This window comes from Oceanospirillum linum, from assembly GCF_001995095.2.
In the GTDB taxonomy this organism is placed as follows: Bacteria; Pseudomonadota; Gammaproteobacteria; order Pseudomonadales; family Halomonadaceae; genus Oceanospirillum; species Oceanospirillum linum.
The window spans coordinates 1-465 of record NZ_MTSD02000073.1 but is presented as its reverse complement, the minus strand read 5'-3'; the positions used below and the strand labels follow the sequence as shown (position 1 = coordinate 465).

The window sequence follows — 465 nt, the reverse complement described above, 5'->3', positions numbered from 1 at the left end:
ACTATTAACTTGTAGTTAGATGCTGGACGAATATGACGACCGACTTTTAATAGCATAATGTCATCTAGCTCATAGCGACGCTCACCACGGGCATCCCACAAATCTTGTAGCTTTTTGCTGTAGCTTTCATCGGTTAAGAAGCAGCAGCCACCCGCAGGTTGTGACCATTCATCAATGCCTAATGACTTCGCCAATGCGATTTGCGGTTTACGGTTGCGGCCATGAAAATCATACAACGCATCACTGCTCACCCAACCGTCACGCTCTGGCAGCGTTTCTGGTAGATGCTTAGCGCACAATGGACGTAGTAGGCGATCTTGCACCTGAGACTCACGGGCGATTAACGGCATGGTTTCTTTGCGCTGAGATTTTGGACGCTGACCTATCACCTCTCCAGTGATCACAAAGTCAAAGTCATTCTCCTGACACCACTTCCATGCCCGAGCCACCATGTCGATTTTACAA

At 48.4% G+C, this 465-nt stretch carries 1 pseudogene; it reads right to left on the bottom strand.

The features are described from left to right. Positions 1–465 (bottom strand): annotated as a pseudogene (locus tag BTA35_RS16675) (tRNA (5-methylaminomethyl-2-thiouridylate)-methyltransferase); the annotation flags it as partial.